The following is a 21,120-nucleotide window of genomic DNA, read 5'->3' as shown; positions in this document are numbered from 1 at the left end:
GGCCCCGCGTGCACGCCGCCTTAGCTCAGTCGGCAGAGCGTCTCACTCGTAATGAGAAGGTCGTGGGTTCGATTCCCACAGGCGGCTCCCTCTCCCGTCATCCTCGACGTCCAAGCCGGATCCGTGAGTTCCCGGCCGGATCCCCGGCGTCCAGGTCGCGTCGAACTCGCGTCGCTACCCTGTTGCGGATGACCGACACGCCTCCTCCCCGCCGTCGCCGCACTCTCGTGGTCGCCGCGGTGCTCGTGGCCGCCGTGCTCGGTGGCGGCGCCTTCGGCGTGGGGACGGCTCTCGGCAGCGCCGCGGAGCCCGGGGCGCTGCCCGTCGCCTCGACCCCGACCGCCACCGCGACTCCCACCCCGACGCCGACGGCCACGGCGCGGCCCACCGCCGAAGCGGCGGCCGAGGCGCTCCGCACCTGCTCGGTGGCGGGGCTCGCCGCCGACCCGCGCCTCGGCTCGATGCAGGCGCGTGTGGTCGACGCCGCGACGGGCGAGGTCCTGTTCGACCGCGGAGGCAAGACCGCGTCCCGCACCGCCTCCGCCCTCAAGATCCTGACGGCCGCGTCGGCGCTCGCGGTCCTCGGCCCGGACACGCGGATCGCCACCACCGTGGTCCGGGGGAGCGAACCCGGGAGCGTCGTCCTCGTCGGCGGGGGAGACCTCACCCTGACCCGGCTCCCGACCGGCCGGGAGTCGACCTACGCCGGAGCGGCCCACCTCGACGACCTCGCGGCGCAGGTCGAGAGCGCCTGGGAGGCGGACCCCTCTACCGACGGGACGCCGATCACGTCGCTGGTGCTCGACTCCTCCCTCTACTCGGGCGAGACCTGGCAGCCGAGCTGGAACCGCAAGGAGCAGGTCGACGGCTACATGCCCGAGATCACGGCGCTCCAGGTGGACGGCGATCGCGAGGACCCCACGGCCTCGACCTCCGAGCGCGGCACGGATCCGGTCGGCCGGGCCGGCGAGGCGTTCGCCGACGAGCTGGACGGCTCGCCCGTGGTCTCCGCGGGGACCGCTCCCGCGGGCGCCGCGGTTCTCGGCACGGTGGAGTCCGCCCCGGTCGGCACGCTCGTGCAGCAGATGCTGCTCGTCTCCGACAACGCGATCGCCGAGATGCTCGCGCGACTCGTCGCGATCCGCACCGGCGCGGGCAGCGACTTCGCTGCCGAGCAGGCCGGTGTGCTGCAGGGGCTCGCCGGTTACGGCGTCGACACGTCCGGGATCGCGATCGTCGACGGCTCCGGCCTGAGCGACGACAACGCGGTCGCGCCGGCGTACTTCACCGAGCTGCTCCGGAAGGTGCAGGCCCGCGAGGGGCAGCTGGGGATCCTCCTGGACGGCCTGCCGGTGTCGGGACGGACGGGCTCGCTCTCCTACTCCGACCGCTTCGCCGGCGACAACGCCGCGGCCGACGGCGCGGTGCGGGCGAAGACGGGCTGGATCGACACCGGATACACCCTGGCCGGCGTGGTCGCCGCGGCGGACGGTACCGAGCTGACCTTCGCGGTCTACGCTCTCGGCGACGTCTCCGACTCGGCGAAGACCGCGATCGACACTCTCGTGACGGGTGTCTACCGCTGCGGATCCTCGCTCTCCGATTCCTGACGCGGGCGGGTCGACCTCCCGCTCCTCCTCGCCACCTCCTCCCGGAAGGCCTACGATGACCACCGCACTCCTGATCGTCGACGTGCAGAACGACTTCACCGAGGGCGGCGCGCTCGCCGTCACAGGCGGCGCGGCCGTCGCCCAGGGAATCACCGCGCATCTGGCGGCGCACGCCGACCGCTACTCCGCGGTGCTGGCCTCCCGCGACTGGCATGAGGGCGACTCCGACAACGGCGGCCACTTCGCGGTGGAGCCGGACTTCGTCGACAGCTGGCCCGTCCACTGCGTCGCCGGCACGGACGGCGCGCGGTTCCACCTGGCCCTGGACACCGCTCGGATCGACGTGCAGATCCTCAAGGGGCAGGGCCGCCCCTCCTACTCGGCCTTCGAGGGCACGACGGAGGCGGGCGAGGAGCTCGGCGCCGTGCTCGCGGAGCGGGGCGTCACCGCGCTCGACGTCGTGGGACTCGCGACCGACCACTGCGTGCGCGCCTCGGCGCTCGACGCGCGACGGGCGGGGCTCGAGGTCCGCGTGCTCCAGGACCTGGTCGCAGGCGTCTCCGAGGAGGCGAGTGGCGCGGCGCTGCGCGAGCTGACGGAGGCGGGAGTCCGCGTCGAGCGGTCCGTCTGAGCGCTCGTCCCTCCACAGGGCTCAGGGAGGCGCAGGTCCTCGCGGCTCCCGGCGACCCCGCCCCCGGAGCGATCGCTCGTCCTACACTGGGAGGACGAGAAGCTCCTCCCGGCGCGGTCTGCGCGCTCCGATCCGAAGAAGTGGTTTCCTCCTGTGACTGATTCCGTCGCGTCCCGCGCCGCCGAGACCGCTCTGCTCGCCCGCATCCCCACGCAGCTGCTGATCGGCGGTGAGTGGGTGGACGCCTCCGGCGGCGGCAAGATCGACGTCGAGGACCCGGCCACCGGAGCGGTCCTGGTCTCGATCGCCGACGCGACTCCGGAGGACGGGGTCCGGGCGCTCGACGCCGCCGTCGCCGCCGGTCCGTCGTGGGCCGCGACGGCGCCGCGGAAGCGGGGCGAGATCCTCCGGCGGGCGTTCGACCTCCTGCAGGAGCGCACCGAGGAGTTCGCGCTCCTGATGGCGCTCGAGATGGGCAAGCCGGTCGCGGAGGCGAGGGGCGAGGTCGTGTACGGCGGCGAATTCCTCCGCTGGTTCAGCGAGGAGGCGGTGCGCATCAGCGGACGCTACGGAGTCTCGCCCGAGGGCAGCGGCCGGATGATCGTCTCGCAGCACCCGGTGGGCCCCTGCTACCTCATCACCCCCTGGAACTTCCCGCTCGCCATGGCGACGCGGAAGATCGCTCCGGCGCTGGCGGCGGGCTGCACCGTCGTCGTGAAGCCGGCCGAGCTCACTCCGCTCACCACGCTCGCCTTCGCGGCACTGCTCGCCGAGGCGGGGCTCCCCGACGGCGTGCTCAACGTGGTCACCACGTCCTCGGCGGGAGCCGTGTCGGCTCCGATCCTGTCGGATCCCCGCCTGCGGAAGGTGTCCTTCACCGGCTCCACTCCCGTCGGGCGCACGTTGCTGCAGCAGGCCTCCGAGAACGTGCTGCGGACCTCGATGGAGCTGGGCGGCAACGCGCCCTTCGTCGTGTTCGAGGACGCCGACCTCGACCGGGCGGTCGAGGGCGCGATGCTCGCGAAGTTCCGGAACATCGGCCAGGCCTGCACGGCCGCCAACCGCTTCTTCGTGCACGAGTCGATCGCCGAGGAGTTCGCGGCGCGGATCGTGGAGCGCGTGCGCGCTCTGCGCGTCGGCCGCGGCACCGAGGACGGAGTGACCATCGGCCCGCTGATCGACGAGCGCGCGGTCGAGAAGGCGTCCGCGCTGGTGGAGGACGCAATCTCCCGCGGCGCGCGCCTGCTCACCGGCGGCGATCGGATCGAGGGGGCCGGCCACTTCTACCGGCCGACCGTGCTCGCGGGGGTCGACCGGGAGAGCGAGATCCTGCGCACCGAGATCTTCGGCCCGGTCCTCGCGATCGTGCCGTTCACCGACGAGGACGACGCCGTCGCGCTCGCCAACGACACCGAGTACGGACTGGTGTCCTACGTCTTCACGCGCGATCTCGCCCGCGGTCAGCGGATGATCGAGCGGCTCGCCACCGGGATGATGGGCCTCAACGTCGGCGTGGTGTCGAACGCGGCGGCGCCCTTCGGCGGGGTGAAGCAGTCGGGCCTCGGCCGCGAGGGCGGACTCGAGGGGATCCACGAGTACCTCAGCACCAAGTACACGCTCACCCCCGACCCCTTCGCCTGATCCGGTGGAGCGGATCGAGGTCACCGCGCTCGACGACCCGCGGCTGCGCGACTACGCGCACGCGACCGACGTCGCGCTGAAGAACGCCCGCGGCCCGCACGGCCTGTACATCGCGGAGTCGGCGCTCGTGCTCGAGCGCGCGATCGCCGCCGGGCACCGGCCGCGTTCGGTGCTCGCCCTCGGCGGGTCGGCCGGCGAGGCCGAGCGCCTGGTCGGCCGCTTCGACGTCCCCGTCTTCACAGGCCCGGGCGAGCTCCTGGCCGAGCTCACCGGGTACACCCTGCACCGCGGCCTGATCGCGGCGATGGACCGGCCCGTGCTGCCCGACCCGGCCGGCCTGCTCGCGGGAGCACGCCGCGTCGTCGTGCTCGAGGACGTGGTCGACCCGACCAACGTCGGCGCGATCTTCCGCTCCGTCGGGGCCATCGGAGCCGATGCGGTGCTGGTGACGCCGCGCTGCTCCGATCCGTACTACCGCCGCGCCATCCGCGTGAGCATGGGAACGGTCCTCCAGGTGCCCTGGACGCGCGTCGGCGACTGGCCGTCGACGCAGCGGCTCCTGCACGGCGCGGGCTTCACGATCGCGGCGATGGCTCTGACCCCGGAGGCGGTACCCCTGCGGGACTTCGCCGCCCGCGCTCCGGAGCGCGTCGCCCTCGTGCTCGGCACCGAGGGGCAGGGTCTCACCGCCGACGCGCTCGCCGCCGCCGATGTCGCCGTCCAGATCCCGATGCGGCACGGGATCGACTCGCTCAACGTCGCTGCGGCGTCGGCGGTCGCGATGTGGGCGCTCGCCGAGCCCTCCTGAGAGGTGCGCCTGTGCCCCGTTGGGGGTGCCACTGGGGCGTGAGAGCGCGCCCAGCGCTCGCCGGAAGCATCGACTGCGCTACCGTGGCCGCACTCCTGCCCGCAGCCGTCACGAACGAGGTCGTCCATGCTCCTGCGCACGACGCTCCGCCCGCCCGTCGCGCTGCTCGTCGGAGTCGCGCTCGCACTGAGCCTCACCGCCTGCTCCGGTCCCGCCGCGGAGGTGCCGGACGGGTCCGTGCGCGACTCGGGCTCCGTCGCGACCGCTGCCCCGGCGCCCACCGGCACAGCCGATCCCGAGATCGGCGCGCGCATGACCCGCCTGATCAGCGACTGCCTCGCCCGCTACGGCCTGAGCGACCGGCCGCCGCTCGCGAGCCCGCTCGCGGAGGAGGAGGTCCGCCTGGCGGCGCAGCGCGCCCGGGACGCCTACGACGCCACCCTGACCGACTGCTCGGCGCAGGCGCTCGCGTCCGGAGAGCCGAGCAGTGATCCGACGGGGGAGCCCGGCAGCGAGCCGACCGACGAGCCCGACGCCGACTCCACCCCCGCTCCGGCGGGTTGACCGTGCGACTCGAGGGGACGTCCGCGCTGATCGCGGGAGGAGCATCCGGACTGGGAGCCGCGACGGCGACGGCGCTCGACGCCGCAGGAGCGCACGTGGTCGTGCTCGACCTGCCGCACGCGGTGGAGGCCGCGCGTCTGCCCGCCTCCGTGCAGCTGATCGCCGGGGACGTCCTCGATCCGGACGCCGTCTCGAGCGCCGTGGAGGCGGCGGGGGAGCTGCGCGTCGCCGTGAGCTGTGCGGGCGTGGCCACACCCGGGCGGCTGCTCGGACGCGACGGGCCGCTGCCGCTCGAGCAGTTCGAGCGGGTGCTGCGGATCAACACGACCGGGACGCTCAACGTGCTGCGCCTCGCCGCGGCGTCGATCGCCGAGCGGGAGCCGGTCGACGGGGAGCGGGGAGTCCTGGTCACGACCGCCTCCGTCGCCGCCTTCGAGGGGCAGATCGGGCAGGCGGCCTACGCCGCGTCGAAGGGAGCCGTGGCGGCGATGACCCTGCCGCTCGCGCGCGAGCTCGCGGCCCGGCTCGTGCGCGTGGTGTCGATCGCACCGGGCACGTTCGACACGCCCCTGCTCGCCGGGCTGCCGGACAAGGCCCGCGAGGCGCTCGGCTCGGCGACGCCGCATCCGGCCCGCCTCGGACGCCCCGAGGAGTTCGCGGCCCTGGTGCGGCACATCGTCGAGAACCCCATGATCAACGGCGAGACCATCCGGCTCGACGGGGCCCTGCGGCTGCCGCCGCGCTGAGGGACGAGCCGGCGCAGGCTGCCGGTCGAGACGTGCGGGCGTCTCGAGCCGCCGCTGCGCGGCTGGTCGACCGGCATGAGGCGGCGGCGGTCGCGAGACGCCGCTGCGGCGTCCGTCAGACGAGCAGCTGGTGCTTGGCGAGGTCCCGGTAGAGCGGCGTCGACTCGACGAGCTCGGAGTGGGTGCCGACTCCCACGACCTCGCCCTTCTGCAGCACGACGATGCGGTCGGAGTCGACCACCGTCGACAGGCGGTGCGCGATCACCAGCAGGGTCCGGTTCTCGGCGACCGCGTCGATCGCCAGGCGCAGGCGCTGCTCGTTGAGGCCGTCGAGGCTCGACGTGGACTCGTCCAGCAGCAGGATCGGCGGGGCCGCCAGGAGCGCGCGGCCGATCGCGAGGCGCTGACGCTCGCCGCCCGAGAGCATCACTCCGCTCTCGCCCACCGGCGCGTGCAGGCCGAGCGGGTTGCGCTCGAGCACGTCGGTCAGGTTCACCGCCTCGAGCACCCGGAGGCAGTCGGCGTCGTCGGCGTCGGGGCGGCCGAGGACGAGGTTCTCGCGGATGGTGCCGGCCAGGACGGGGGCGTCCTGCTCGACGTAGCCGATCTGCGCACGGAGCGCGTCGCGGTCGATGGCCGTGATGTCGACGCCGCCGAGTCGGACGACGCCGGCCTCCGGGTCGTAGAACCGCTCGATGAGGGCGAGGATCGTGCTCTTGCCCGCTCCCGACGGCCCGACCAGGGCGGTGCGCTTGCCGCGCGGCACGGTGAAGGAGACGCCGCGCAGGACGGTGCGGTCGCGCTCGTCCGCCACGGCCGCCGCGTCGGGCACGGCGCCCTCCTCGTAGGAGAACACCACGTCCTCGAAGGAGATGGCCTCCTCCGCCACGCCGGCGCCGAGGCCGCCCGCGGAGGCGTCGCCGTCGCCCTCGATCGGCAGGTCGATGATCTCCTGGATGCGGCCGAGGGCGCCCAGCGCCGAGTTCACCGAGGTGATGGCACCGATGAAGTTGCCGAGCGGCATCACCATCATGAAGAGGAAGAGGATGAACGAGACCAGCTGGGCGATGTCGATCGCGCCGGACGCGACGCGGTAGCCGCCGACGCCGAGGACGGCGAGGAAGGCGACCTGCATGGCGATCCCCGCCACCGGCACCACGAGGGCCGAGACGTGCGCGACGCGGATCCCGAGGCGGTACGCCTCCGTCGCGTGCTGGTCGACGACCGCGATCTCACGGTCGGTGGCTCCGGCGGCACGGATCGTCCGGACGGCACTGATGGCGCGCTCGACGGCCGCGGCCAGATCGCCGACCTTCTCCTGCGCCTTGCGGCTGGCGGTGCGGATGCCGCGGCCGAGGGTCAGCGCGAGCCCGAGGGCCACCGCCACCACCGCCACGATGATCAGCAGCAGCACCCAGTCGATGACGGCCATCGCGATGATCGCGCCGACGAAGACGAGGGAGCCCGCGATCGAGTCGACGAGCCCCTGGGTCAGCACGGCGCGCAGGAGCGTGGAGTCGGAGCCGACGCGGGAGACGAGGTCGCCGGTGCGGCGCGCGTCGAACTCCCGGATGGGGAGGCGCAGCAGCCGTGCGACGAGGCGGCGGCGGCTCGAGAGCACGATCCCCTCGCCGGTGCGCTGGAGCAGGTAGTGCGCGAAGCCCGAGATGAGCCCGGAGGCCACGACCAGGCCGACGAGGGCCCACACGAGCGGGCCGAGATCGAGACCGGACTGGACCCGGGTGATGACCTGGCCGACGAGCAGGGGCTGGCCGAGGCTCGCCGCCGCTCCGAACAGGCTGAGGACCACGACGACCGAGAGGATGCCGCGGTGCTCGAGCAGGTAGGGCACGAGCTGCGAGAAGGAGGCGCGGGGTCCGTCGTCGCGGGAGGGTCGTCGTCCGCCGCGCCGGGAGGTGGTGGTGCTCATCGCCGTCCATTCTGCCCCGTCGTCGCTGCGAGCAGGCCGCCAGAGGGCGGGCCCGGTGCTCAGGGAGGCAGCGGAGACGCGAACGGCCCGCCGGGGGATCCCGACGGGCCGTCCTCTGCAGGGAGTCCTACGACACGTTGTCGTGGTACGACGCGTTCTTCGTCTCCTTGGAGAGCAGGAGTGCGATCAGCGTCAGCACGGCCGCGGCGCTGAGGTAGAGGCCGACCAGCACGGTGCTGCCGCCCGCCGCCCTCCAGAGCGCGACCGCGATGATCGGCGCGAGGGCCGCTCCGAGGATCGATGCGAGGTTGTACGCCATCGCCGAGCCGGTGTACCGGACGTTGGTCGGGAACAGCTCGGGGAGGACGGCGCCCATCGGGCCGAAGGTCAGGCCCATCAGCGTGAAGCCGAGGATCAGGACCGCCATGACGCCCGCGAAGCCGGCGCTGAACAGGGGCACGAAGAGCAGGCCGAACACGAGGATCGCCGCGGTCACCACGAGCAGCGTCCGCCGGCGGCCGAAGCGCTCCGCGAGCGGGCCGGAGACGAGCGTGAAGATCCCGAAGAACACCACGCCGACGATCAGCATGACGAGGAAGTCGTTGCGCGTGTAGCCGAGGCCCGGAACCGCGCCGTCGACGGGTGAGGTGCCGTAGGTCAGCGTGAACGTGGTCATCAGGTAGAAGAGCACATAGGTCGCCAGCATGATGAAGGTGCCCAGGATGAGCGGGCGCCAGCTGGTGACGAAGACGCGGGCGAGGGGCAGCTTGGCGACCTCGCCCTTCTCGACGACCTTCTGGAACGCGGGCGTCTCGACGAGCTTGAACCGCACGTAGAGCCCGATGATCACGAGCACGGCGCTCGCCAGGAACGGCACGCGCCAGCCCCAGGCCGCGAACGTCTCGTCGCTCATCGTGCTCGCGAGCACCAGGAACAGGACGTTGGCGACGATGAACCCGATCGGTGCGCCCAACTGCGGGAAGGTGCCGTAGATCGCGCGCTTGCCGGCCGGTGCGTTCTCGGTCGCGAGCAGCGCGGCTCCGGACCACTCGCCGCCGAGGCCGAGGCCCTGGCAGAAGCGCATCACCACGAGCAGGAACGGAGCGAGGAACTCCCAGCCGGGCGTGAGCGCGGTGGGCAGGCAGCCGATCAGGAAGGTCGCGACGCCCATGGTGAGCAGCGAGGCGACGAGGGTGCCCTTGCGGCCGACGCGGTCGCCGAAGTGGCCGAAGATGATCGACCCGATCGGGCGCGCGATGAACGCGACGCCGAAGACGGCGAAGGAGGCGAGGAGGGCCGTGGCCGGGTCCTCGTTGACGAAGAAGAGCGACGGGAAGACCAGGACGGCGGCGGTCGCGTAGGCGTAGAAGTCGTAGAACTCGATCGACGTGCCGATGAGGCTGGCGAGGATGACGCGGCCGCGGGAGTTCTGCGGGGCGGCTGCTGGCGCGTCGGAGACGGCGGGAGAAGACATGAGGGAGGGGCTCCGTGTGGACGGCGGCTCCCCCCGAGCCGGCGGGGCGGGGCGTCGATCGGGCGTCGCGGGCCGCTGAGGAGAGGGGGAGGAGAGGGGGGTCGCTCGTGACGACCCGTCCACTTTACTCCGTGTTCTCCCAGGTTCGTGTGCAGGCGACCCCAGGACGGGGGCCGCCCGCAGTGGTTCAGCTGCGCAGCGAGCGGAGGAGCAGAGCGGTCGAGACCGCCGCCTCGGCCGCCTCGCGCCCCTTGTCCTCCTTCGAGCCGGGAAGGCCCGCGCGATCGATGCCCTGCTGCTCGGTGTCGAGGGTGAGCACGCCGAAGCCGACCGGCTTGCCGGTCAGGATCGAGACGGTGGTGAGCCCGGAGGTGGCGGCGTCCGAGACGTACTCGAAGTGCGGGGTGCCGCCGCGGATGATCACGCCGAGGGCGACGACCGCGTCGGCCCCCGCCTCCAGGGCCGCTTTCGAGGCGACGGGCAGCTCGAACGAGCCGGGCACGCGCACGAGCGACCAGGACGCTCCGGCCTCGTCGAGGGCTCGGCCCGCTCCGGCGATCAGGCCGTCGCTGATCTGCTCGTGCCAGGTGCCCGCGATGACGACGACGCGCAGTCCCGAGCCGTCGAGAGGGGAGGTGGTGGGGGCGCCGCTACCGGCCATTGCTACTCCTTCGTGGTGGCGCCGGCGATCCCGGCGTCGAGGGCGAGGCCGGAGATCCCGGCGTCGAGGGGGTCGTGGTCGAGGACGCTGTCGAGGGTGTGGCCCATGCGGTCGCGCTTGGTCTCGAGGTAGCCCTCGTTGAAGGCGCCGACTCCGACGACGAGCGGCACGCGCTCGGCGACGACGATGCCGCGGTCGGTGAGCTGGCGGACCTTCTCGGGGTTGTTGGTGAGCAGGCGCACCTCGGTGAGGCCGAGGTCCTCGAGGATCCCGACCGCCGCTCCGTAGTCCCGCGCGTCGGCGGGGAGCCCGAGGGCGAGGTTCGCGTCGAGGGTGTCGAGGCCGTCCTCCTGCAGGCGGTAGGCGCGCAGCTTGTTGATCAGGCCGATGCCCCGGCCCTCGTGACCGCGGAGGTAGACGACGACGCCGCCGTCCCGCTGGATCGTGTCGAGGGCGGCGTCGAGCTGGGGCCCGCACTCGCACTTCAGCGAGCCGAACGCCTCGCCGGTCAGGCACTCGGAGTGCACGCGCACCAGGGCGGGCCGCCCCGCGGCGACCTCTCCCGCGAGGATCGCGACGTGATCCGCTCCGGTCTGCCGGTCGCGGTAGGCGCGGATGCGGAACGGGCCGTGGGTGGTCGGCACCGTGGTCTCGACCTCGAAGCTCACCCGGGCGCTCTCCGGGACCGCGACCGTGACGGGCACCTCCGCGTCGCAGTGGAACTCCTGCAGGTACGCGATGAGGGCCGCGACCGTGGTCACCGGCACGCCCTCGCGCTCGCCCAAGGCGATCAGGCCGGGCAGCCGCATCATCTCGCCGTCCTCGGCGACGATCTCGGAGATCGCGCCCACGGGGTACAGGCCGGCGAGCTTCATCAGGTCGACGGCCGCCTCCGTGTGCCCGTCGCGCTCGCGCACGCCGCCGTCGACGGCGCGCAGCGGCAGGATGTGGCCGGGGCGGTTCAGGCGGGAGGGGGTCGCCTCGGGGTCGGCCAGCACGCGGAGGGTGTGCGCGCGGTCGGAGGCGCTGATGCCGGTGGAGAGCCGGTCGGCCGCGTCGACGGAGAGCGTGTAGGCGGTGCCGCGCGGGTCCTCGTTCTCGACCACCATCAGCGGCAGGGCGAGGCGGTCGGCGATCTCGTTGGTCATCGGCGCGCAGATGAACCCGGAGGAGTGGCGGACCATCCAGGCGATCGTCTCCTGGCTGGCGAGCTGGGCCGAGACGATGACGTCGCCCTCGTTCTCGCGGCCCTCGTCGTCCGCGACGATGATCGGGCGCCCGGCGCGCAGTGCCTCGACGGCCTCGGGGATGGTGGCGAGGCTCATGAGCGGGCCTCCGCGATCGAGCGCAGGGCGAGCATCCGCTCGACGTGGCGGGCCAGGACGTCGGTCTCGATGTTGACCTGATCGCCGATCGCGCGCGCGCCCAGCGTGGTGACGGCGAGCGTCTCGGGGATCAGCGAGACCTCGAACCACTGCTCCGGCTCGGCGGCGGGGCTGATCGCCGAGACGGTCAGCGAGACGCCGTCCACCGCGATCGAGCCCTTGTCGACGACGAGCGGAGCGATGCCGGTCGGCAGCGAGAACCGCAGCACCCGCCAGGCCTCGCCCGGTGCGATGGCGAGCAGCGTCGCCGTGCCGTCGATGTGGCCCTGGACGATGTGGCCGCCGAGCCGGTCGCCGACCAGCGCGGCGCGCTCGAGGTTCACGGGGTCGCCGACGCCCACGGTGTCGAGGGTCGACATCCGCAGGGTCTGCGCCATGACGTCGGCGGTGAAGCCCTGGTCGGTGTGCTCGACCACGGTGAGGCAGACGCCCGAGACCGCGATCGAGTCGCCGTGCCGCACGCCCTCGACGGCGAGGGGCCCGCGGATGCTGAGGCGGATCGCGTCGGCGCCCGCCTCGACGGCGGTCACGACGCCCTTCTCCTCGATGATTCCGGTGAACATCAGTGGGTCTCCATCTGCAGGGCGTGGGGGAGGCGGGCCGGGGTGCCGGCACCGCCCGCGGGGAGGACGTCGGGGCGCGCGGTCACGAGGAGGTCGTCGCCGAGGACCTCGACCGAGCGGAGGGAGAGGCGCCGGGCCCCGCCGATGCTCTCCACGCCGAGGTCGCCGAGCGCGAGGCGGGGGCCGCCGAGGAGCGCGGGCGCGAGGAACACGAGGTACTCGTCGACCAGTCCGGCGGCGACGAGCGCGGAGGCGAGGGTCGGTCCGGCCTCGACGTAGACGCTGCGGATCTCGGCGGAGTAGAGGTGCGCGAGGACCGCGGCGAGGTCGCGGGTGCGCTCGACCACGACGGCGCGGGGATGCTCGTGCAGGCGGGCGCCCGGCGGCACGGGGCGCGTGCCGACGACGACGGGCACCGGCTGGTGGGCGAGGAGCTCGCCTCCGTCGCCGCGGGCGGTGAGCGCGGGATCGTCGGCGAGGACGGTCCCGGTGCCGACGAGGATAGAGTCGTGCGCGGCACGCTGCTCGTGCACGCGCTGACGGGCCGCCGCTCCGGTGATCCAGCGGCTGCTGCCGTCCGCCGCCGCGGTGCGGCCGTCGAGGGTCGAGGCCCACTTGAGCGTGACGAAGGGGCGGTGCAGGCGGGTCGCGGTGAGCCACGGGTGGAGGAACTGCTCTCCCTCCTCGGCGAGCACGCCCTCGATCACCTCGACGCCGGCCTCGCGGAGGGTGCGACCGCCGCCGGCCGAGCGCTCGCCCGGGTCCGGCACGGCGTAGACGACGCGGGAGACGCCCGCCTCGATCAGGGCGCGGCTGCAGGGGCCCGTGCGACCGGTGTGGTCGCACGGCTCGAGCGAGACGACGGCCGTCGCGCTCTCGGCGGCGCCCGGCGCGACGTGCGACAGGGCGTCGACCTCGGCGTGCGCGGTGCCGGCTCCGTGGTGCCAGCCCTCGCCGAGGACGGTGCCGTCGGGCGCGAGGATCACGCAGCCCACGCGCGGGTTGGGTCCGCGGGCGGGCCCGCGCTCGGCGAGCGCCAGCGCCCGGCGCATCGCGTGCTCGTAGTCGATCGTCATTCCCGGTTCTTCCGTTCGTCGCCGAACTCCGGGGTCTCGATCGACGGTGCGCGGGCACCGTCGCTCAGCATCGCGCGGTGATGCGCGACGCTCGTGCTGCCTCTCCTCCGGACTTTCACCGTCGGTCCTGGAGTTCCACCAGGTCAACCGCCGCCCCTCTCGAGGGGCTGCGGCTCGCGGACTGTGACCGCCGGTTCGGAATTCCCACCGACCCCGGAGCACGTGCTGTCCGGTCAGCCTACCCACCCGCCGCCCGGCGGGAGCCTCCGCGCGTCACACTCCCGGCGCACGGTCGGCTCCGTGCGTCCCGGAGCCCGTCGGCGCTGCGGTCGCCCGTCGTCTCCGCACGGTGGACGGCCGCGCTGCGTCCCCTCCGTCGATCACTCTTCGTTTGCCGTAGATGTCGGTTGCATCCCAAATTGGATAGTCCGATCGTTCGACTCCGGTTGGCGTATACCGGCCGGGCTGGTCAGACACGGAATGTCCTCCACCGGCGACGGAGATTTTCGCCGCTCAATGGCGCGACGAGAATCTCCGTCGATCGAGGCTCCGAGGTCAGCTCTCCCGCTCCTCCGCGCGTATGCGCCTCCTAGCGCGTCGAGCTACCTCCACGGTAAAAGCAGTGAGGACCAGTCCCGTTCCAGGCCCGACGAAGGGCGTGAGAACGGCGCGTGCATCGGTGAACCAGAACAGAAGCAATAGAACCGCTGTACCGCCGAACAGCAGAAGCGCCAATCCTCCAAGGATGGGATTGCGCAATTCTCGGCGCATCGCCCGACTGAGATCGTGATCAGAGGCCATTGAATCTCCTTCGCTGTTCTTCGCGCGCTCTAACAGCGCTGGATGACCGGGTGCAGAGAGCCACCTATAGTGAGGTAGCGTGCGCCGAGGCACTGGCCAGAGTTGTTCGCTTGAACTGCGGCGACGTGGAATACGGCGCCTTAAGCGCCGCACACCGCTCCGAGGGGGGCGAATGCGGCCGTCATTGATCCGCACAGTAATCCTGCCGCTGCTGCGGTAGATTGCGACGCGGTTTTCGTCTCGGTTCTGTTGAGCATGATTGTACAGAATGCGATGTCACAGGCGAGGCTGGGGTCGGCGACCACGGGATAGGATGCGCCCGTGTGATGCACTCTCTGCACCAGCGTGCCGCCGTCGATCGAGAAACTGGTCCTGACAGGAGCGCCGGTGGAATCTGAGGCCCAGGCCGGATTTATGAAGTTGACGGTCCGTCCGTGTGAATCCTTCACCGCAACCGAGTGGTCGATGAACTCAAGGATGGCGGGTTCTCCATCCACGGTCACGTCGAATCTGTAATCAGATGGGGCTGCCTGGTCCTTGATGAGAGCAAAGCCCGCATTGAGAACATGGCCTGCCCCTGTGAACGCGTAATCCTAGGAGTCGCTCATGTTGTAGACGAGCGCGCCTGAAGGCCCGACGCTCGCCGATCGGACAGCGATTCCTGGAGTGATGCCGACGCTGTGGTTCCTGTATTCGACCGTGAGGCCGGACTTCGTCGAGAGGGAGCCGCTCGGCTCCAGGTGCTCTGATTCGGAGCTTAGTCGAGCGGCGCGTCCACTGGAGGCGGCGATAGGCGTGAGCAAGCCGAAAGATTGCATTGTCGATTCTGCTGTTCGGGTCGCTGTGACGACTCCCGGATCGGCCGTCGCAGGTGTCGCGACCAATGAAGTGAAAGCAAGTACGGTGCCCATGAGCAGCGCTCGAACCGATCTTCTGGTGCCTGGCAAGAACATCTCCTTCTCTCAACGTCATCTTTGACACCAGTCACAATTGCAGGGTTATCGCAGATCATCAATGATCGGGCGGGTTCCAGAAGTCCGATGGCGCGTTCGGAGGACCATTCGCCTAATGGTGTCCTCGGCGGGTCGCTCTCGTCGAGTCCCGCGCGACGGAGGGCGCTCGGTTCAGTGCCGGTGCTCGTCCACCCAGCGCGGGAACGGGTCCGTGTACTCCGCCCAGGCGGCGGGGCCGGCCAGCAGCTCCTCGGGGGTGAGCAGGCAGCTCTGCAGGACGGCGGTCAGCCTCCCGGTGTCCAGGCCCGTCCCGAAGAAGGCGAGCTCCTGGCCGAGAGGCGCGTCCTCGTCCCAGCTGAGCAGGCTGGTCGGGTCCAGCGTCAGCACGTCGCCGGCGACCGACCACGAGCCGACCCGGTCGGCGCGCGTCGCCAGGCGCACCAGGCCGCGGGAGCGGAGGATGCGGCCCACCTTCTCCGCCACCAGCTCCCCGTGGACCGCCGTGCTCAGGCGGCCGGGGTGGAAGGGCAGCGGATCGCGGAACACGAACTCCTCGACGGTCGTGCCCGAGGCGCGGCGCCGCGGGGTCCCGTTGAGGGCGCACTGCCAGCCCATCGAGGAGGCGATCGCGTGCGCGCGCCGGGGGTGGAGCCTCCGGGGCGCCGCCGGGAGCTCACCGGCGGGGAGGAGATCGGCGGTGGGGGCGAGTGCTCGCAGGAGGTCGCGGACGAGTGCGGTCCGCTCGGGGTCGCTCTCGGAGAGGGGCTCGGCGAGGGCGATGAGGCTCGAGAACTCCAGGCGGGCGGCGAGGCGCTCCGCCGAGTCGAAGGAGGGGCCCGCGCCGCCGCAGAGCACGCGCAGGATCTCCTCCGTCGACGTCACGGCGACCACGTCGAGGATCGCGATGCGGGTGTCGGCGGGATGCCGCTGCGCGCAGAGGTGCTCGAGCACGAGTCCGATCTCGAGCGGGTCGGCCTGGCCGTCGAGGGCGACGACCGTGTGACCGCGGTGGCCGTCGTCGGCGTCGGCCGCGAGGCGCCGGTGGAGCTCCTCGGCGAGAGCGGGACCGTCGGCGCCGGGCGGATCGACCTCGAAGGCGATCCGGGACTCGGGCCTGCCTGCGAGGAGCGCGGCGGTCCGCCCGGCGTCCCGGGGGTCGGTCGCGCTGACGAGGGTGACGGCGAGGACGGGGGGTGCGGGGTGGTGGGGCTCCATGGACCGCTACTCTATCGATAACAGTTCTCATTAACGACAGGAGTATCCGTGAAGGTCCGCAACTCCCTCAGGTCGATGAAGGCGCAGCCCGGCTCGCAGGTGGTCCGCCGCCGCGGCCGCGTCTTCGTGATCAACAAGCTGAACCCGCGCTTCAAGGCACGTCAGGGCTGAGTGCCGACGGGAGGGAGCGAGCCCTCCCGTCGGCACGGCCTCAGTGCTCGTCGTAGTGGCCGGCGTGAGCGGCGTGCTTGTGGCCGCCGTGGACGAAGTCGACGTGGTCGTCGTGCTGCACGGTCTCGTGCCCGCAGGCGTCGCCGTGCTCGTGGTCGGCGGTCGAGTGCTCGGCCTCCGACTCGTGCTCGTCGTAGTGGTCGCCGTGCAGGGCGTGGTGGTGCGTGCCGTGGACGTAGTCGACGTGGTCCTCGTGCTGCACGGCCGGGTGGCCGCAGCCCTCGCCGTGCTCGTGCTCGGTGACGGGGTGCTCGGCGTGGAGATCGGTGGTGCTCATGGTGCTGCCTTTCCGGATGCGGGGGCCGCGGACGCGACGGGCTCCAGTCGACCAGATCCATAAACGCATTGCAATGGATGCGCCTAATCGAGAGCGATCATCGTTCCCGACAGGGACGGAGGTCACCCCTCCTGGGCGTGCCGGACAGCGTCGTCGACGATGTGCGTGACGTGGGTGTCGGCGACGGAGTAGTGCGCCTCACGGCCCACGCGCTCGACCGCGACCAGCCCGGCGGTGCGGAGCATCCGCAGGTGCTGCGAGACCAGCGGCTGCGAGAGCCCGGTCACCTCGGCCAGCCGCCCGACCGTCGACGTCTCCTCGGCGAGGGCCCGGAGCAGGCGCAGCCGGGAGGAGGAGGACAGCACCTTGAAGAGCTCGGCGGCGGGTTCGAGGTCCTCGGTCATCTGCTCATGTAAGCAGAGGTGCATGCGCCGTGTCCGCGCGGCGCCCCGCGCGCCTCCGGCTACCCTCGGTGCGATGGACGAGGACAGGTACGGGCAGGACGTGCTCGCCGGCGACTGGCGCGCTCGCGGCAGGGTCGAGGTGGCGGTGGTCGAGGCCGAGCGCGATCTGGTGGTCGAGGAGGTCGCCTCCGGCTTCGTGGGCGCCGTGCTCGGCGTGGAGCTGCGGATGGTGCGGCTGGAGGACCGGTTCGGCAAGGTCCGCGTGTTCCCGCTGGGGCCCGGGTTCCTCCTCGAGGGCAAGCCCGTGTCGCTCAAGGCGCCCGGGCTGAAGCGCGACGCCGGCCTCGGTCGCGCGCGCTCCGCCTCCGGCTCCTTCCACGTCGCCGACGCGAAGGCGCGGGTCGCCCTGCCCAGCCGCATCTACGTCGAGGGCCGGCACGACGCGGAGCTGGTCGAGAAGGTCTGGGGCCACGACCTGCGGGTCGAGGGCGTCGTCGTCGAGTACATCGAGGGCGTCGACAACCTCGACGAGCTGGTGCGCGGGTTCCGGCCCGGTCCGGGGCGCCGCATCGGCGTGCTCGTCGACCACCTGGTGCGCGGCTCGAAGGAGTCGCGGATCGCCGACCAGGTCGCCGCCGGTCCGCACGGCGCCCACGTCCTCGTCGTCGGCCACCCCTACATCGACGTCTGGCAGGCCGTGAAGCCCGGCCGGATCGGCCTGGAGCGCTGGCCCGAGATCCCGCGCGGCACCGAGTGGAAGCACGGGATCTGCGAGGCGCTCGGCTGGCCGCACGAGGAGCAGGCCGACATCGCGCGCGCCTGGCAGCGCATCCTCGGCCGGGTGCGCACCTTCCAGGACCTGGAGCCGGCGCTGCTGGGCCGGGTCGAGCAGCTCATCGACTTCGTGACGGAGCCCGCATGACCCGGCACGCGGGGCTCGGCCTCGCCCTCGACGCCGTGCTCGTCCTGGTCTTCGTGCTGATCGGCCGCGGGAGCCACGACGAGGGGTCGGCGCTGATCGGCCTGCTCACCACGCTCTGGCCGTTCCTGGCGGCGCTCCTGCTCGGCTGGGTCGTCACGCGCTCGTGGCGCTCCCCGGACCGGATCGTGCCCGCCGGGCTCGTCGTCTGGGCGGTGACCGTCGCGGGCGGGATGCTCCTGCGGATCGCCTCCGGGCAGGGCGTGCAGTGGAGCTTCGTGATCGTGACGGCCGTCGTGCTGGCCGTGTTCCTCCTCGGCCGCCGCGCTCTGACGCGGCTGATCGCCCGCCGGCGCTAGGCGGACCGCCGGCTCAGCCCACCCGCACCCCGAAGTGCTCCGCGAACAGCGGCAGCAGCAGGCTGAGCTGCAGCTCGGAGAGGGTGGCGCCGCGGAGGCCGTCCAGCCCGGTGAGCACGTGCAGCTCGGCGCCGCGCAGATCGAGGTGCTCGATCCGGGCCCGGGAGAGATCGAGGGAGCGGACGTCGCAGTCGACCAGGCGCAGCCGCGTGCCGGTCGCACCCGCCAGGTCGAGCTCGTCGATCGTGCAGCGCTCGAGCAGCACGTCGCGCACCGCGGCGCCGCGGAGGTTCAGGTAGCCGAGCTTGCAGTCGGCCACGCGCACCTGCTCCCAGGTGCTCTCGTAGAGCTCGGCCGAGCCCAGCCGCGAGGCGAGCAGCTCGACGGATCGGAGCCGGCTCCGCGGCGCCGAGAGCCCGGGGACGTCCAGCCGCTCGAGCCGCGACTCCGCGATCGACGCGGCCCGCAGCTGGGCGCCGTCCAGGACCACTCCCTCCAGCGCGCACTCGCTGAAGGAGGCCGCGGTGAGATCGGCGCCGGTGAGGTCGGTGCCGGCGAAGCGCAGCCCTTCGGCGTGCTCCCGGGCGCCCGTGTCCCCGGCGTACCCCTCGGCGAGGCCGTCGAGGAGGAGGGGGTCGAGCCGGGGAGGAGCGGTCGCGTCGCGCACGCGGCGAGCCTAGTGCTGGCACCATGGCGGCATGCCCCGCCTACTCGCCGTGTGCCGCGTCGCCCGCCTCCTGCCCGACTCCGGCACGGTCGGCGTGACCGCGATCGACAAGCGGCCGGTCGAGGGTCCCGTCGGCGTGCGCGACCTGGGCCTCTACGGCGATGTGCAGGCCGATCGCGCGCACCACGGCGGCCTCGACAAGGCGCTCTACGCCTACTCCGACGAGGACGCGCTCTGGTGGGCGGAGCGCCTGGGGCGGCCGGTGGCCGCGGGGATGTTCGGCGAGAACCTGCGGATCGCGGGCCTCGATGTGAGCGGAGCCGTGATCGGCGAGCGCTGGCGGATCGGCGAGGCGGTCGAGGTCGAGGTGACGATGCCGCGGACGCCGTGCGCGACGTTCCAGCGGGCCCTCGGAGAGCCGCAGTGGGTGAAGCGCTTCGCCGACGAGGGGCGCACCGGCGCGTACCTGCGGGTGCTGCACCGCGGATCGGTGGAGGCGGGCGACGCCGTCGAGGTCCTGAGCCGGCCCGGGCACGGCGTCCCGGTCGACCGCTGGTACCGCGAGCACAGCCCGGCGGACGCGCAGGCGCTCCTCGAGGCGGAGGAGGCGGGCGCGCTCCGGCCGGCTCCGGCGCTGCGGGCGTCGATCGAGCGGGCGCTCGCCTGACCCGGTCTACTCCCCGCGCGCCTCGCGCTTGAGGCGGCGCTTGACCGCTCGCTCCGTGAGCACCGTCAGGTAGTCCTGCACGGGCCGGTCCTGCAGGTCCGCGAGCTCCTCGCGCACGAGCGGTGCGACCTGCTCCTCGGAGTGGTCGGGGAACTTCTTGCGCACGTTCGCGGTCACGTCGCGCACCACCTGGTCGAGATCGAAGTCGGTCGTCATGCGGAGATCCTGGCCCCTCCAGGTGAACAGGAGGGGCGCGGAGCCCACGGCCCCGCACCCCTCCTCCGTGCCGATGGTCAGCTCGCGGCGACGGCGATCTCGTTCGGCGTGACGTCGAGCTCGCCCGTGGCGACGACCTCTCCCGTGGCGAGGTCGACGGCGTGGATGCTGTCGGCGGCCGGGTCGGTCACGTAGGCGATGTCCCCGGCGACCGTGATCGCGGGGTGCGGGTCCTGCCACTCGACCGGGCTCTCCCAGGCGTCGACGACGGGGTGGGAGGCGGTCAGCTCGCCGGTCCCGGGGTCGAGGACGTGGATCGCGCCGTCCGAGGCGATCATGTACGCCAGGTCGTCGGGGCCGCGGGCGACGCCGCGGAAGGTGTACTCGACGCCCTCGGGCAGGTCGACGACGTCGAGGGTCTTCGCCTCGGTGTCGATCAGCGCCACGCGGTGCAGGAGGTAGCCCTCGGCGTCGCGGTCGTCCTTGTAGTCGCCGACGATGATCGGGCTGGTCTCGCTGACCCAGGCGTTGCCCATGCGGCCGTACGGCTGGTCCGGAGCCTCGAGCTTCGTGATCTCGCCGCCGTCGTAGACCAGGGCGCCGTTCTCGCAGCCGAAGACGACGACCTCGTTCTCGGCCGTGCCCTCTCCGTGGACTCCGGGGCACTGGTCGTTCGTGGCCGTCACGGCGCCGGAGGCGTCGCGCACCTCGATGCCGGTGCGCCCGTCGGCGTCACCGACCGTGGTGAGGAAGGTGCCGTCCTCGAGGACGATAGAGACGCCGTGGTGCGCCTCGACTCCCGGGATGGTCTCGGTCTCGGGAATCCCGTCCGAGGACGCCAGGTCGGCGGTCTCGAGGACGGTCGTGTCGCTCGTGCCGTCGGCGTAGAGGACGGTCTTCCCGGCGTGCCGGACGACGTGGCCCGGGGTGTCCGCGGGGAAGACGATGTCCGTCAGCTCCGGCTCGCCGCTGGTGCCGGCGGCGGTGTCGAGGAGCTGGAACCCCTCGCTCATGGTGACCATGACGTGGCGGTCGTCGCCGGCGGGGTTGAGGCGGGTGAACTCCTCGGAGTCCATGTCCGCGACGGTCTCGAGGGTCTCGCCGTCGAGGACGAGGATGCCGCCCTCGTAGGCGACGGCGACGCGGGCGCCGGCGGCCGCCGCGGCCTCGGTGGCCGGTGCGGTGGACGCCGAGGACTCGGCGGCCGGGGTCGAGCTCGACGAGCAGGCCGCGAGGACCGTGATCGAGCAGGCGGCGATCAGGCCGAGGCCCGCCCGCCGGACGTGGGGATTCTGCATGGGTGCTTCTTCTTCCTGGTGGTG

Annotated in this window: 23 protein-coding genes, 1 tRNA gene and 1 riboswitch; of the genes, 11 read left to right on the top strand and 13 right to left on the bottom strand. The window is 72.5% G+C overall.

The window, feature by feature from the left end; genetic code table 11:
* Positions 1 to 14 precede the first annotated feature (14 nt).
* From C5C59_RS08300 to C5C59_RS08270, 7 genes are all read left to right on the top strand, one after another.
* A tRNA-Thr gene (locus C5C59_RS08300) sits at positions 15 to 87 on the top strand.
* A 101-nt stretch (positions 88 to 188) separates the two neighbouring features.
* A complete protein-coding gene (dacB, locus tag C5C59_RS08295; RefSeq protein WP_104237715.1) occupies positions 189 to 1,610 on the top strand; it encodes a D-alanyl-D-alanine carboxypeptidase/D-alanyl-D-alanine-endopeptidase in 1,422 nt (473 codons plus the stop codon).
* 55 nt (positions 1,611 to 1,665) lie between these two features.
* Complete coding sequence (locus C5C59_RS08290; protein ID WP_104237714.1) at positions 1,666 to 2,241, top strand: isochorismatase family protein; 576 nt, start codon at positions 1,666 to 1,668, stop codon at positions 2,239 to 2,241.
* A 153-nt stretch (positions 2,242 to 2,394) separates the two neighbouring features.
* Entirely contained in the window at positions 2,395 to 3,882 is a 1,488-nt protein-coding gene (locus C5C59_RS08285; protein ID WP_104237713.1) for an NAD-dependent succinate-semialdehyde dehydrogenase, read from the top strand.
* Between the two features lie 4 nt (positions 3,883 to 3,886).
* Positions 3,887 to 4,690: an RNA methyltransferase gene (locus C5C59_RS08280; RefSeq protein WP_104237712.1), complete on the top strand. Its 804-nt coding sequence runs from the start codon at positions 3,887 to 3,889 to the stop codon at positions 4,688 to 4,690.
* A 126-nt stretch (positions 4,691 to 4,816) separates the two neighbouring features.
* Positions 4,817 to 5,254, top strand: coding sequence for a hypothetical protein (locus C5C59_RS08275; RefSeq protein ID WP_104237711.1), 438 nt, complete (start codon positions 4,817 to 4,819; stop codon positions 5,252 to 5,254).
* 2 nt (positions 5,255 to 5,256) lie between these two features.
* Positions 5,257 to 6,000: an SDR family NAD(P)-dependent oxidoreductase gene (locus tag C5C59_RS08270; RefSeq protein WP_104237734.1), complete on the top strand. Its 744-nt coding sequence runs from the start codon at positions 5,257 to 5,259 to the stop codon at positions 5,998 to 6,000.
* Between the two features lie 115 nt (positions 6,001 to 6,115).
* On the opposite strand, the gene C5C59_RS08265 is transcribed toward C5C59_RS08270, so the two are convergent.
* From C5C59_RS08265 to C5C59_RS08235, 8 genes are all read right to left on the bottom strand, one after another.
* A complete protein-coding gene (locus C5C59_RS08265) occupies positions 6,116 to 7,930 on the bottom strand; it encodes an ABC transporter ATP-binding protein (protein ID WP_104233721.1) in 1,815 nt (604 codons plus the stop codon).
* A gap of 127 nt (positions 7,931 to 8,057) precedes the next feature.
* Positions 8,058 to 9,404, bottom strand: a complete 1,347-nt coding sequence (locus C5C59_RS08260) for an MFS transporter (RefSeq protein WP_104222221.1) — start codon at positions 9,402 to 9,404, stop codon at positions 8,058 to 8,060.
* Positions 9,405 to 9,591: 187 nt separating this feature from the next.
* Positions 9,592 to 10,065, bottom strand: a complete 474-nt coding sequence (gene ribH / locus C5C59_RS08255; protein WP_104237710.1) for a 6,7-dimethyl-8-ribityllumazine synthase — start codon at positions 10,063 to 10,065, stop codon at positions 9,592 to 9,594.
* A 2-nt stretch (positions 10,066 to 10,067) separates the two neighbouring features.
* Entirely contained in the window at positions 10,068 to 11,390 is a 1,323-nt protein-coding gene (ribA, locus tag C5C59_RS08250) for a GTP cyclohydrolase II (protein WP_104222225.1), read from the bottom strand.
* Positions 11,387 to 12,013, bottom strand: a complete 627-nt coding sequence (locus tag C5C59_RS08245; protein WP_104233719.1) for a riboflavin synthase — start codon at positions 12,011 to 12,013, stop codon at positions 11,387 to 11,389. Before C5C59_RS08245 ends, ribA begins: the two co-directional genes overlap by 4 nt.
* Complete coding sequence (ribD, locus tag C5C59_RS08240; protein ID WP_258062660.1) at positions 12,013 to 13,089, bottom strand: bifunctional diaminohydroxyphosphoribosylaminopyrimidine deaminase/5-amino-6-(5-phosphoribosylamino)uracil reductase RibD; 1,077 nt, start codon at positions 13,087 to 13,089, stop codon at positions 12,013 to 12,015. Before ribD ends, C5C59_RS08245 begins: the two co-directional genes overlap by 1 nt.
* Before the next feature lie 91 nt (positions 13,090 to 13,180).
* Positions 13,181 to 13,313: riboswitch (FMN riboswitch) on the bottom strand.
* A gap of 717 nt (positions 13,314 to 14,030) precedes the next feature.
* Positions 14,031 to 14,393 carry a hypothetical protein gene (locus C5C59_RS17015; RefSeq protein ID WP_146082805.1) on the bottom strand — a complete coding sequence of 121 codons (363 nt, stop codon included), beginning with the start codon at positions 14,391 to 14,393 and terminating at the stop codon, positions 14,031 to 14,033.
* Positions 14,394 to 15,014: 621 nt separating this feature from the next.
* A complete protein-coding gene (locus tag C5C59_RS08235) occupies positions 15,015 to 16,058 on the bottom strand; it encodes a GTP-binding protein (RefSeq protein WP_104237709.1) in 1,044 nt (347 codons plus the stop codon).
* 48 nt (positions 16,059 to 16,106) lie between these two features.
* Here C5C59_RS08235 and ykgO point away from each other — a divergent pair, with 48 nt between their 5' ends.
* Positions 16,107 to 16,229, top strand: coding sequence for a type B 50S ribosomal protein L36 (gene ykgO, locus C5C59_RS08230; RefSeq protein WP_104226896.1), 123 nt, complete (start codon positions 16,107 to 16,109; stop codon positions 16,227 to 16,229).
* Between the two features lie 40 nt (positions 16,230 to 16,269).
* Here ykgO and C5C59_RS08225 read toward each other — a convergent pair whose 3' ends face one another.
* Positions 16,270 to 16,566 carry a hypothetical protein gene (locus C5C59_RS08225; RefSeq protein WP_104237708.1) on the bottom strand — a complete coding sequence of 99 codons (297 nt, stop codon included), beginning with the start codon at positions 16,564 to 16,566 and terminating at the stop codon, positions 16,270 to 16,272.
* Positions 16,567 to 16,688: 122 nt separating this feature from the next.
* Complete coding sequence (locus C5C59_RS08220) at positions 16,689 to 16,970, bottom strand: helix-turn-helix transcriptional regulator (RefSeq protein ID WP_104237707.1); 282 nt, start codon at positions 16,968 to 16,970, stop codon at positions 16,689 to 16,691.
* Between the two features lie 73 nt (positions 16,971 to 17,043).
* On the opposite strand from C5C59_RS08220, the gene C5C59_RS08215 reads away from it, so the two are divergent.
* Together C5C59_RS08215 and C5C59_RS08210 are read left to right on the top strand one after the other, a co-directional pair.
* The gene (locus tag C5C59_RS08215; protein WP_104237706.1) at positions 17,044 to 17,892 is read left to right on the top strand and encodes a DUF3097 domain-containing protein; all 849 of its coding nucleotides are present in this window, start codon (positions 17,044 to 17,046) and stop codon (positions 17,890 to 17,892) included.
* Entirely contained in the window at positions 17,889 to 18,248 is a 360-nt protein-coding gene (locus C5C59_RS08210) for a DUF3054 domain-containing protein (RefSeq protein WP_104233715.1), read from the top strand. The genes C5C59_RS08215 and C5C59_RS08210 overlap by 4 nt, the downstream gene beginning before the upstream one ends.
* A gap of 13 nt (positions 18,249 to 18,261) precedes the next feature.
* On the opposite strand, the gene C5C59_RS08205 is transcribed toward C5C59_RS08210, so the two are convergent.
* Complete coding sequence (locus C5C59_RS08205) at positions 18,262 to 18,915, bottom strand: pentapeptide repeat-containing protein (protein ID WP_104237705.1); 654 nt, start codon at positions 18,913 to 18,915, stop codon at positions 18,262 to 18,264.
* Positions 18,916 to 18,946: 31 nt separating this feature from the next.
* Here C5C59_RS08205 and C5C59_RS08200 point away from each other — a divergent pair, with 31 nt between their 5' ends.
* Entirely contained in the window at positions 18,947 to 19,582 is a 636-nt protein-coding gene (locus C5C59_RS08200; protein ID WP_104226901.1) for an MOSC domain-containing protein, read from the top strand.
* A gap of 6 nt (positions 19,583 to 19,588) precedes the next feature.
* On the opposite strand, the gene C5C59_RS08195 is transcribed toward C5C59_RS08200, so the two are convergent.
* Together C5C59_RS08195 and aztD are read right to left on the bottom strand one after the other, a co-directional pair.
* A complete protein-coding gene (locus tag C5C59_RS08195) occupies positions 19,589 to 19,798 on the bottom strand; it encodes a three-helix bundle dimerization domain-containing protein (protein WP_104262881.1) in 210 nt (69 codons plus the stop codon).
* A 77-nt stretch (positions 19,799 to 19,875) separates the two neighbouring features.
* Positions 19,876 to 21,096, bottom strand: a complete 1,221-nt coding sequence (gene aztD / locus C5C59_RS08190) for a zinc metallochaperone AztD (protein WP_104237704.1) — start codon at positions 21,094 to 21,096, stop codon at positions 19,876 to 19,878.
* Between the last annotated feature and the right edge of the window lie 24 nt (positions 21,097 to 21,120).

Source organism: Rathayibacter sp. AY1F4, assembly GCF_002931775.1.
Classification (GTDB): domain Bacteria; phylum Actinomycetota; class Actinomycetes; order Actinomycetales; family Microbacteriaceae; genus Rathayibacter.
Note: the sequence above shows the minus strand (reverse complement) of the source record. Positions and strands in the feature narration are given on the sequence as shown.

What these genes read in the sequence shown, in the direction of transcription:
- dacB (WP_104237715.1), top strand. Translation starts at nt 189, where the DNA reads ATGACCGACACGCCTCCTCCCCGCCGTCGCCGCACTCTCGTGGTCGCC.
- C5C59_RS08290 (WP_104237714.1), top strand. Translation starts at nt 1,666, where the DNA reads ATGACCACCGCACTCCTGATCGTCGACGTGCAGAACGACTTCACCGAG.
- C5C59_RS08275 (WP_104237711.1), top strand. Translation starts at nt 4,817, where the DNA reads ATGCTCCTGCGCACGACGCTCCGCCCGCCCGTCGCGCTGCTCGTCGGA.
- C5C59_RS08265 (WP_104233721.1), bottom strand. Translation starts at nt 7,930, where the DNA reads ATGAGCACCACCACCTCCCGGCGCGGCGGACGACGACCCTCCCGCGAC.
- C5C59_RS08260 (WP_104222221.1), bottom strand. Translation starts at nt 9,404, where the DNA reads ATGTCTTCTCCCGCCGTCTCCGACGCGCCAGCAGCCGCCCCGCAGAAC.
- ribH (WP_104237710.1), bottom strand. Translation starts at nt 10,065, where the DNA reads ATGGCCGGTAGCGGCGCCCCCACCACCTCCCCTCTCGACGGCTCGGGA.
- ribA (WP_104222225.1), bottom strand. Translation starts at nt 11,390, where the DNA reads ATGAGCCTCGCCACCATCCCCGAGGCCGTCGAGGCACTGCGCGCCGGG.
- C5C59_RS08245 (WP_104233719.1), bottom strand. Translation starts at nt 12,013, where the DNA reads ATGTTCACCGGAATCATCGAGGAGAAGGGCGTCGTGACCGCCGTCGAG.
- ribD (WP_258062660.1), bottom strand. Translation starts at nt 13,089, where the DNA reads ATGACGATCGACTACGAGCACGCGATGCGCCGGGCGCTGGCGCTCGCC.
- C5C59_RS08235 (WP_104237709.1), bottom strand. Translation starts at nt 16,058, where the DNA reads ATGGAGCCCCACCACCCCGCACCCCCCGTCCTCGCCGTCACCCTCGTC.
- C5C59_RS08225 (WP_104237708.1), bottom strand. Translation starts at nt 16,566, where the DNA reads ATGAGCACCACCGATCTCCACGCCGAGCACCCCGTCACCGAGCACGAG.
- C5C59_RS08220 (WP_104237707.1), bottom strand. Translation starts at nt 16,970, where the DNA reads ATGACCGAGGACCTCGAACCCGCCGCCGAGCTCTTCAAGGTGCTGTCC.
- C5C59_RS08215 (WP_104237706.1), top strand. Translation starts at nt 17,044, where the DNA reads ATGGACGAGGACAGGTACGGGCAGGACGTGCTCGCCGGCGACTGGCGC.
- C5C59_RS08210 (WP_104233715.1), top strand. Translation starts at nt 17,889, where the DNA reads ATGACCCGGCACGCGGGGCTCGGCCTCGCCCTCGACGCCGTGCTCGTC.
- C5C59_RS08200 (WP_104226901.1), top strand. Translation starts at nt 18,947, where the DNA reads ATGCCCCGCCTACTCGCCGTGTGCCGCGTCGCCCGCCTCCTGCCCGAC.
- C5C59_RS08195 (WP_104262881.1), bottom strand. Translation starts at nt 19,798, where the DNA reads ATGACGACCGACTTCGATCTCGACCAGGTGGTGCGCGACGTGACCGCG.
- aztD (WP_104237704.1), bottom strand. Translation starts at nt 21,096, where the DNA reads ATGCAGAATCCCCACGTCCGGCGGGCGGGCCTCGGCCTGATCGCCGCC.